This is a genomic window from Micromonospora sp. NPDC048830, assembly GCF_043198215.1.
In the GTDB taxonomy this organism is placed as follows: domain Bacteria; phylum Actinomycetota; class Actinomycetes; order Mycobacteriales; family Micromonosporaceae; genus Micromonospora.
On the sequence record NZ_JBICUP010000089.1, the window covers coordinates 1 to 9,580 of the forward strand.

Sequence of the window (9,580 nt, forward strand, 5' to 3'; positions counted from 1 at the left end):
CGTGTGTCAGGGAAACCGACCAGCACGGTTCGGGAAGAGGCCGACAGAAAAGGACCCACACCACGGGCACCTCGCTGGCGGCCCACTTCACTCGGCGGGCGGGGACGAGGAAACCGACAGTCGAAATGCTGCACGGCGTCTCGTCCCCGACCCGACTCGTCAAGAAGGGCGCGTAATGCCGAGTTCGGCATTACGTGCCTTATGACGGGCCGACGGTTATGCCGTGTTGCTCGTGAGCGTGCTGGTCAGCACGCTGATTTCTCGGTCGCCGTGCGGCATTACGCAGTGGTTGTCCGTCGTGGTCGAGGGTTTCTCGTGTCTGGTCGATGTGTCCATCGACAGACAGGAGAAGATCATGGACGCGGAGGATGTGGGACGCGCCGTGCCGCAGGTCGTGTAGTCGGATCGGTGGTAGTCCGCGCCAGGCGGTGGCGACACCGACGGCGAACCCCGCGGCGGGCCGGGTGTAGGTGTCACCGTTGCGCAGGTGGGCCAGGGCGAGCAGTGCCTGTCGGCCCGGACCGAGACGTCGCCACCGGGATCGATGCTGGTTACGGTGCGCTCGGATGAGGTCGCCGAGGTGGTTCAGGGTTCGGCTGGACAGCGGGATCGTGGAGGGGTAACACAGCACAGGCGAGGCTCCCGGTCGGGGCATCGGATCTTGGTCGACTGCCGTCGTACCTGGAGCCTCGCCCTCATCGATCTCCGGGTTGCCTGCACCCGCCCTGAGCTGCAAGATCAGCTTGGAAAGGGGGCTCACAGATAACGAACCCGTTCGGCATTGAACTCCGTCCGCATCGCGGGGCGTGGTAACTACGGTGATTCGTCCGCGATTCGATGAGGTGCCTGCCGATGCGTCCTCCGCTTCCGCTTCCCCCCGACGACGGTGAGTCCCGTGTGCCCGGGATCCTGCTGGTGCGCACCGACAGCGATGACGACGTCTGGGAAGACGTGCTCTGGCGCATGGGCGAACTCCCTGGCATGTACCGGTCCGGTCAAGCAGATGCGGCCGATGCGGTGGCGCGAGAGTCGATCCCCCGGCGCCTGATCGTGACAGAGGATCCCGCGTGGCGGGGCGCCACCTCCGAGGATGTCTCCGCAGCCCTGGACCGGCCCGGGATCTGGGTGCCCGACCTGGTGGTGCTGACCGACGACCGCACCGGACGCAATGCGGATTCGCGCCCGCTGCTGGCCTTTCGCGGCAGCGACGGCTATGCCTTCTGGATCACTCCGCGTCAGGCGGCCATGACCTACCTGGTGCTGCACCGTCCGCACCTGTCTCTCACCATCGACCAGTTCAGGGAGACGGCTCCCGCCGAGTTTGAGGAGGACGAGGCGGACGAGGAGGAGTGGGAGCCCGACGAGGAGGACCTCTATGAGCCCGTGGGGGTTGAACTGGAGTCGCTTAACTCCCCGCCCCGCTACACTCGGCCGGCCCGCGAGCTGCCTCCGCTCATCCAAGAGACCGATCTGCTCGTGCGCACCGACTTCACCGACGACGCGGCCTGGGCCTCCCTGGTCGAGCGCGTGTGTCGCCCGGGCAGTGCTGATCGCCGACGTCACCACGATGCGCGAGCCCGGGCACCGCGTCCTCGTGATCCCTCTGGCAGACCAGATCGGATTCGCCTTCCGGGTGGCCCCCGAGCTCGTGAGGGGCATGGTGGTCAACCTGGCGCTGGGCAACATGGACATCGACGACTTTCGGAACGACGAAGCGTAGGCCGTCGAAGGGAGGCATATGCAGGCTAGAGGCTCTGAAGTGTCAGGGTGACGTCGTGTCATAACCGTCCTGTTTATAAGATCCATTGCGATTTTCGTTGCATTGAGATTTGGAGATCGATGAGTCGCCAACAACCCTGGGATCGCGCGCTGGGCCTGCGGTCCAATCTGGTCCCGAGTATCGCGGGATTGGCCGATGCGGCGTGCGGCAGTGTTCTGGGGCGGATCATCTTCTCCGACGGACCGGTTGAGCCCACCCTGGTCGATGGGGTACCGTCCCTGACCACCCATATGGCGAACGGGAATGGTACGCCGGTCGAGGAGATCTGGCTGACCGATCGGCCCGTACGATCCGGTACGGCGGGTAAGGCCGTCTTCGCCGAGGACGGCGAGCATCTGTTCTATGCAGCACGTCTCGGGCCGCAGCCGGTGTACCGCGAGCGGGTGCGCGAACTGTATGAGACTGCCCTGCGGTTCACCTGGGAGCGCGGCTACACCGACCTGGTCCGCATGTGGAACCTGATCGGCGACATCACCAGCCCGAACTCGGAAGGTGTCGAGATCTACCGCGACTTCTGTGTCGGCCGGGCCGAAGCATTCGCCACCTGGGAGGCGCAGTTTCCACAGCTGCCGGCAGCCACCGGAATCGGCACGCTCAGCCCAGGAATGGAGCTCTGCTTTCTTGCCACGAAACAGGGTCGAACCGTCCATCTGGAGAATCCGCGGCAGACGCCAGCCTATAAGTACCCTTCCCGGTACGGACCGATTTCCCCCAGCTTCGCCCGCGCGACCTTCCTGCGAGGGCAACGAGCCGGGAGCCTGTTCGTGTCGGGAACAGCCAGCATCTTGGGCGAGGACACCGTGCATGTCGACGATATCGAGCAGCAAACCCTCGAGGCCATCCGCAACATCGATGTGCTCGCCGGCAGCGACAACCTGAGCAGACACGGAGTGGATGGCGACGGATACACCGTGCGGGACCTCGACCAGATCAAGGTCTACGTTCGGGATGCCGAGCACGTTTCCGCCGTCCGCGACATCTGCACGCAGGTATTCCAGGCTAATTCCGAGATCGCGTACTTCAACGTCAATGTGTGCCGACCCGACCTGCTCGTGGAGATCGAAGGGGTGTGCCGATGAGCACGACCCCCGCATACGGCCGGGTCAGAGTCGCTGTTGTCGGTGCGGGCCCCAAGGGCACGATGATGGTGAACCGACTCTGCGCGTTTGCCGCGTCGCATGCCGACGCACTCGCTCTCGAGATCGATGTGGTCGAACCCTGTGTTCCCGGGGCAGGCAGGGTGTGGCGCGTGGATCAGGCATGGTCGCTACTCATGAACACCACAGCGGACGAAGCCACAGTATTCCCGCCCCACCCCTCGGACCTGACCGGGCCGAGCGTCCATGACTGGGCAGTGATGGTGCGGAAGGGCCTGATAGAAGGGCTTCCGCTACGGTGTCGGGAGTTCGCGGCAACCGTCGAGCCGCAGACCGCGGTTCCCCGCGCCTTCTATGGGTCGTACCTGGAATGGGCATTTCGGTCTCTTGTGCGGCGCGCTGAGGGGGTGGCTCGGATACGAATTCATCGCGGGAGCGCCATTTCAGTAACCGATCTATCTGATGGTGGCCAGCGACTGGTGGTGGACAACGGCGTCGGTGCCCTCGACGTCGATGCGATCGTGCTGACCCAAGGGCACTACGCGGTGGCCATGGCGCCGCGTGAACGTGTGAAAGCCAGCGCAGCACAAGAGTTGGGGCTTATCTACATACCACCGATGTGCGCGGCCGAGGCGGATCTGTCCGGCGTTGCCGCGGGGGTACCGGTGATCATCGATGGTATGGGACTCTCGTTCTACGACTACGTCACGTTGCTGACTACAGGGCGCGGCGGAAGGTTTCATTCGGACGCCGGACGCCTCCACTACGAGCCGTCTGGAAATGAACCGGTGATCTATGCGGGGTCAGGGCGAGGCATGCCCTATCCGGTACGCGCGGATTTTTCGCCGACCGGAGCCCAGCCCTTCGTTCCCCGCTTCTTCACCGAAACATTGGTCGCGGCTCTGCGCGAATCCGGGCCCGGGGTCGGTGACTTCAAGCGGGATGTGTGGCCACCGTTAGCCAAAGAGGTGGGTTGGGCGTTCTACACGGTGCAATACGCCCGATTGCACGGCACGCGCGGGTTCGAGGATTTCTCAGCACGATATGCCGCAGCGTCATGGGACTCCCCGCGCATGCACGAACTGATCACCGAGTTCTTCCCTCAGCCGTCGGCGCGTTGGGACTGGGACCACCACACCCAACCGGCGGCGGGCCGGCGCTTTCGTGATCTTGCCGAATTCGGAGAGTTCGCTGCTGACTACCACCGGGCGGTGCTGGATGAGGTCGCAGCTGGGGTAACGCGAAGTCCGCAACGAGCCGCGACCGCGGCTCTGCGGCGATTGCGTGAGCTGTTGCGACGAGCGGTGTGTCACCAGGGGATCACCGGCTCGTCCTATCGTCGCGACATCGAAAACTGGTTCGATGGCCTGTCGAAATTCTTGGTCTGGGGTCCCCCACCGGAGCGTGTGAAGGAGTTGCTCGCGTTACTCGATGCCGGGGTCGTGCACCTGACGGGCCCCCAGACTCGAGTAGCATTCGATCGCGCCACCGCGGCCTTCACAGCCGAATCCGCGATGGTGGACCAATCCACGGTCACCGCTCACGTCCTGATTGATGCCCGTCTGCCGCCAACCGATGTGCGCAACGCCACCGATCCTTTGATCGCCTCCATGCGGGCGACTGGAGACTGCCGTCCCCATATGATCAGCGATACCGCTACACCGCCGGGATACCTGGTGGGCAGCCTGGATGTCACCGAGGACGAGTTTACGCTGGTGCGCTCGGACGGCCGGGCACATCCACGCCGGTTCGCCTACGGTGTGCCGCTACGCGGAATCCTGGGCCCGTTCGGAGCCGCGCTTCCCACCGTTATCGAGCACTGCGACGCTATCGCCGCGAGCGCGTGCGCGACGGGCACAGGGCCAGCAACAGCCAGCTCGGGTCCAGACATGCCCGAAGAGGCCGACACTACCATCGCGACGCAACGATAGGTGATGCACATGGAGGACACGACGCCACCACCCGAGTACTCATCGCCGAGTGAGACGTTGGAACCTCCTGACCAGGTCTGAGGGCTCGGCGCTATGTCGGAAGGCGATGTCAGCGCCACCGCTGCGGGGCTGATGTTCAGTCGGCCCCGCAAGGCTCTCGTGCTGACGATCTGCTGTTTCAGCCTTTTCATCGTAGGCCTTGACAGCACCGTGGTAAATCTGGCGCTTCCCTCCATACAGCGGGAGCTTCACGCCAGCATGCCCGAATTACAGTGGACCGTCGATGCATACATGTTGGCGGTAGCCAGCCTGGTCATCCTGGGCGGTTCCACCGCTGATCGGTTCGGCAGGCGCCGCACATTTCTCGCCGGGCTCTGCACGTTCATGCTGGGTTCACTGCTTTGCAGCGTGGCACCGAACGCGGGACTGCTCGTCGCCTGTCGTGCGCTCCAGGGGGCCGGCGGCTCGTTGATGACGCCATCGGCGTTGGCGATCATTAGCAATGTCTTCACCGATCCTCACGAACGGGTGCGCGCGCTCAGTGTATGGAGCAGTGTCACCGGATTGAGCATGGGGATTGGCCCACTGGCCGGTGGCCTGTTGGTGGATGCGGCTGGCTGGCGTTCGATCTTCTGGCTGAACATTCCGCTGATCATCGCCGCCGCTGCACTCTCAGCATTTTTCATACCCGAGTCGAAGGCCACGCGGCCACGAAGATTCGATCCAGTCGGACAGTTCCTCGTCATCGTGGCACTGACGAGCTTGACCTTCGGTGTCATCGAAGGCCGCGCAATCGGGTGGGATTCGCCGGTCATCGCAGCCTGTCTTGCTCTCGCGGGCATCACAATTGTTGCGCTGATAGCCTACGAACATCGGCATCCGGAACCGCTCATCCAGCTACGCTTCTTCACCAGCATCCCTTTCTCTGGCGCCGCAATAATAGCCGTCTGCAGCTTCCTCGCGTGGTCTGGATTTCTCTTTCTCAACGCGCTGTATCTGCAGAACGCCCGGGGTTTCTCCGCGCTCCACGCCGGGCTGCTCACACTGCCGATGGCCGCGATGGTCGTGGTGTCCTCCCCGGTGGCCGGAAGGATCGTGGCAAGCCACGGACCTCGCGTGCCGCTGCTCATCAGCGGGTTCGGTATCGCGCTCACCGGACTCCTTCTCACGCGAATCACCACGCACACCTCCATCGGCTACCTGCTGGCGGTCTATGCGGTGTTCGGCGTCGGCTTCGGCACTGTCAACGCGCCGATCACCAACGCGGCTGTCTCAGGAATGCCGCATGCGGAGGCCGGAATGGCCGCCGCCGTGGCGACCGCCAGCCGCCAAGTCGGAGCCTGCCTTGGCGTGGCGGTGCTGGGATCGGTCGCGACCGCCAACGTGGGCAGTACATCCGACACGACGACCCCCGGTAGAGCCGGTTGGTGGATCATGGTCGGCTGCGGCTGCATCGTACTAGTACTGGGAATGCTGACCACCGTTCACCGGGCGCGCGCTTCGGTCCAACCCGTCACTGGCGCCGAGCATCCTCAGAACGTTCTTGAACGCCTGAACAGACTTCGGTATCCGCTTTCCTGGCCGACGCGGTTGCCGCGAGAATAGACCGCCACGACCCGATGCAGAGCAGAGAGATCGGCAATTGGATCTCCCTGTACGACGACGACATCAGCATCATATCCCGGCGCCAGCCTGCCTTTGCGGTGGCCGAGTCCGCAGACGTCGGCGGCTACTGACGTCATGCTCCGCAAGATGGCCACTGGGTCCATCCCGAACTCTATTAGCCGATCTTGTGCGTACGGCAAAACATCGTGCGGCTTGTACGGACCGATCCCCGCATCCGTTCCCGCGACGATCGTCGCGCCCGCCGCGTATAACGTTGCGAAGTTGGCGATGATCCTAGGCATACGCCGGGACACCTCGGTAGGCATCACTGAGTCCGCCTGGGGCAGAACCCCAGCGGTGGCGCCGAGGGCAACGCGCTGCGAGACGATCCGCTCGATCAGCTCATGCCCTGGCGTATCGACGCCCTCCGCCGCCCAGAAAGTGACATGCTCCAAACCATCTACCCCAGCCTCGACAGCGTCGCGTACAGCTTCCAGACCGTGCGCATGTGCGGTCACAGGGATTCCATGCCGGTGCGCCTCCGCGACGGCGGCGCGCAGGGCCTCCCGGTCGAACTGTGTGCGCTCCTGGCGGCTGCCGGGCGTCATTGTGCCGCCGCTGGCCATGATCTTGATTACGTCGACGCCGCGTCCGACGTGGGCGCGTACTGCGGACCGAAGGTCGGCAGTACTGCGCACGACTTCCCCACCGAGAAAATGACAGTGCCCTTTTACGGTAGTGAGTGGCGGCCCAGACGCGACAATGGTCGGCAAGTCCGCCGCGCCTCGAAGCTCCAGCGACAGGTAGTCCTTGTCACCGAGGTCCCGGATGGTCGTGATGCCACCGCGCAGTGCTGTTTTTGCCGCGATACGCATTGCGGCTAAGATAGCGTCGTCATCGCGCTCGGCAAGCGACGTCACCGGATCAGAACTCGCGTCAAAGGCGAGATGTACATGAGGATCGATGAGACCAGGAATCAAGGTAGCGCCAGGGAAATCCACCACGGTCTCCTCATGCCGCAGATCTTCCGCGCAGCCGACTCCGGCGATCGTCGTTCGTTTGAGGATTAGGACGGGATTGTCCAGCAGCATGGCCCCTTCACCGTCGAAGAGCCACGATGCTCGCAGCACCGTGGTCCCAGGATTCGCCGTGCCGTTCACCGTAGACATACATCCGATCTTAGCTGGATTCTGTCTGGGATCTTGCGGTCGTCGAGGTCATCTGCGAGGTGGCGAGGTTCCCTGGCGGGAGTGGCGTAGCGAACGTTGCCGGCGCCCTTTCGCCTGGCCACAGGAACTCAAGTCCTGCACGCCCGGTAGGGAAGCCGTGCCGATTTCGACAAGCTGAGGACGAACGTGCTCCGCTATGGGTGTTCCAGCTGGCGGCGGATGTCGAGCAGATGGTGTCGCAACTCGTGCACAGTGTGCACTGCGAACCAGCGCAGTGATCGCACGGCGATCTCGGGATAGGGGACAGTCAGTGTGCGCTCCCAGTCCTCGGGCCTGAGTTGATCGAGTGCGTGGGTGAATAGCATTGTGGCGTCCCGCAGTTGACGGGCAACGTCGGCTGGTTGCTGCTGTGCGTATCCGTCGTGCTCGACCCTCTCGTCCCGCCCCATAGGCTCGGCAACTGGCGCATCGCTGCGCCGCGCGGCAAGTAGCCGTTCTCGCTGGACTAGCAACACATCGCGCACGTGACAGGCGTATTCGAGCGGGGACCAGAGCTGCGGCGCAGCGCGCCGTCGAAGCACGCTGGGTTCAGAGCGCAACAGCGCCGAATATTCGCCTGCGTACTGCGGAGCCAGGCCTGACACCTGGTTGGCCAACGTCAGGTCGTAGTCATAATCGCATTCTGCGCAGTGCAACACGACGTGATGTTATCACACGTTGTGTGATCTGATGATGGGTGGGCCGTCCATTGACCCAGATACCGGCAAATTGGTGGTGCCCGTTTCTTGGACTCGATCTTGGCCGCGGCGACGATCGTGCTGCGCAGTTCGGCGACCTTGCGTTTGATGACACGCGGGTTGGATCGGCGCCGCCGCGGTGGAAGGAGCCGCTGGACGAGTTCAGCCAATGAGCGCCGCACGGCGCGGGCGAGTCTAACTTGATTTTTTAACCTGCGGCGGCTGGTCGGCGACCCCGACTGATCATGGGGACAGCCCTGAGCCTCGATCCACCGACGTAGTTGGCTGCGATCATGGGTTGATTATTTCTGTGTGGGGTGAGTCGGCGGGTGTGCGGTAGCCGCCGATCGGGTGATCGGCTTGCTCCGGTTGCGATTGTGCGGTGAATGGGGATTGTGGCCGCACGATCACCCGGGCGGTCACGGCATGTCGGGTGCCGGCGAACGCGGTGTAGGTGGTTTCGGCGATCTGCGCCTCGGAGATCCACCGTTGCTCGTCTTCGTCCCAGACGGCCTGCGGGTACTTGATGTTGACCCGCTGCTGTTCGGTGATGCTGTCGCACGCGGCGCGGATCTTCGTGTCGATCCGGGTGGTGACCGAGAACCGGACACCACGGCGCCGGCAGGTGCCGATCACGGTCTTGGCGTAGAACGCCGAGTCGGCCCGCACCACGATCTCACCCGTCGCGCCGCATGATCGGGCGGTGGTGATCGTTTCGGCGATCATCTGCGCCGCGCCGCGTGCGGAACCGGCGTTACCCGAACGCAGCCGGGTGGCCGCGATCACCGGGGCGGCCAGGGGTGTGGACAGCGTGGCGAGCAGGGGGTTGTAGCCGCGGAGGTAGACGTTGTAGCCGCCGACCTTGGTGTGGCCGAAGCCGATGCCCTGCTTCTGCTTGCCGTAGACGCGGCGCAGCATCGAGTCGATGTCGACGAAACACAGCGTGTCGGCGCCGGCGAGGACCGGGGCCCGGCCGGCGAGGCCGATCAGGGTGTCACGGGCGGCGGCCTACAACTTGCCGTACGTGTCCGTTCGGGCAGGCCGGCGACCCAGCCGGTGGACACCGGCGCGCCGAGCAGGTCGGCCAGGATCCGCGCCGTCCGCGCCACCGGGATGTGATGGGGCGACCAGCAGATACACCGCCACCGCCGCCACCGAAAAAAACCCGCGGGCCTGTCCGATTTTCTGTGTAACGTCCTATCCTGTCTAACTATCGGACATCGACGGGGATGCGGCCCGGGAAGAAGATTTCCAGTGAGTT

General features: G+C 64.1%; 8 protein-coding genes and 2 pseudogenes. 6 read left to right on the forward strand and 4 right to left on the reverse strand.

Features of this window, described 5'->3' with window-relative positions; translation table 11 throughout:
* Nucleotides 1–232: 232 nt before the first annotated feature.
* Entirely contained in the window at nt 233–400 is a 168-nt protein-coding gene (locus ACGFIZ_RS33490; RefSeq protein ID WP_347671809.1) for a hypothetical protein, read from the forward strand.
* 18 nt (nt 401–418) lie between these two features.
* On the opposite strand, the pseudogene ACGFIZ_RS33495 reads toward ACGFIZ_RS33490, so the two are convergent.
* Nucleotides 419–631 (reverse strand): annotated as a pseudogene (locus ACGFIZ_RS33495) (transposase family protein); the annotation flags it as partial.
* 221 nt (nt 632–852) lie between these two features.
* On the opposite strand from ACGFIZ_RS33495, the pseudogene ACGFIZ_RS33500 reads away from it, so the two are divergent.
* The 5 genes and pseudogenes from ACGFIZ_RS33500 to ACGFIZ_RS33520 all read left to right on the forward strand — a co-directional run.
* Nucleotides 853–1,227: pseudogene (locus ACGFIZ_RS33500) on the forward strand (DUF6924 domain-containing protein); the annotation flags it as partial.
* 340 nt (nt 1,228–1,567) lie between these two features.
* Nucleotides 1,568–1,720 (forward strand): DUF6924 domain-containing protein, encoded by a 153-nt coding sequence (locus ACGFIZ_RS33505; protein WP_393427168.1) that lies wholly within the window; start codon nt 1,568–1,570, stop codon nt 1,718–1,720.
* Between the two features lie 119 nt (nt 1,721–1,839).
* Nucleotides 1,840–2,859, forward strand: coding sequence for an FkbO/Hyg5 family chorismatase (locus ACGFIZ_RS33510; RefSeq protein ID WP_393427150.1), 1,020 nt, complete (start codon nt 1,840–1,842; stop codon nt 2,857–2,859).
* The gene (locus ACGFIZ_RS33515; protein ID WP_393427153.1) at nt 2,856–4,808 is read left to right on the forward strand and encodes an FAD/NAD(P)-binding protein; all 1,953 of its coding nucleotides are present in this window, start codon (nt 2,856–2,858) and stop codon (nt 4,806–4,808) included. Before ACGFIZ_RS33510 ends, ACGFIZ_RS33515 begins: the two co-directional genes overlap by 4 nt.
* A 93-nt stretch (nt 4,809–4,901) precedes the next feature.
* The gene (locus ACGFIZ_RS33520; RefSeq protein ID WP_393427156.1) at nt 4,902–6,413 is read left to right on the forward strand and encodes an MFS transporter; all 1,512 of its coding nucleotides are present in this window, start codon (nt 4,902–4,904) and stop codon (nt 6,411–6,413) included.
* Here the strand turns inward: ACGFIZ_RS33520 and ACGFIZ_RS33525 are convergent.
* The 3 genes from ACGFIZ_RS33525 to ACGFIZ_RS33535 form a co-directional block, all read right to left on the reverse strand.
* Nucleotides 6,341–7,582 (reverse strand): amidohydrolase family protein, encoded by a 1,242-nt coding sequence (locus ACGFIZ_RS33525; RefSeq protein ID WP_393427159.1) that lies wholly within the window; start codon nt 7,580–7,582, stop codon nt 6,341–6,343. The two genes, ACGFIZ_RS33520 and ACGFIZ_RS33525, sit on opposite strands and share 73 nt — an antisense overlap.
* Before the next feature lie 194 nt (nt 7,583–7,776).
* Entirely contained in the window at nt 7,777–8,280 is a 504-nt protein-coding gene (locus ACGFIZ_RS33530; protein ID WP_393427162.1) for a DinB family protein, read from the reverse strand.
* A 330-nt stretch (nt 8,281–8,610) separates the two neighbouring features.
* On the reverse strand, nt 8,611–9,237 hold the full coding sequence (locus ACGFIZ_RS33535) for a transposase (protein WP_393427165.1): 627 nt from the start codon (nt 9,235–9,237) through the stop codon (nt 8,611–8,613).
* Between the last annotated feature and the right edge of the window lie 343 nt (nt 9,238–9,580).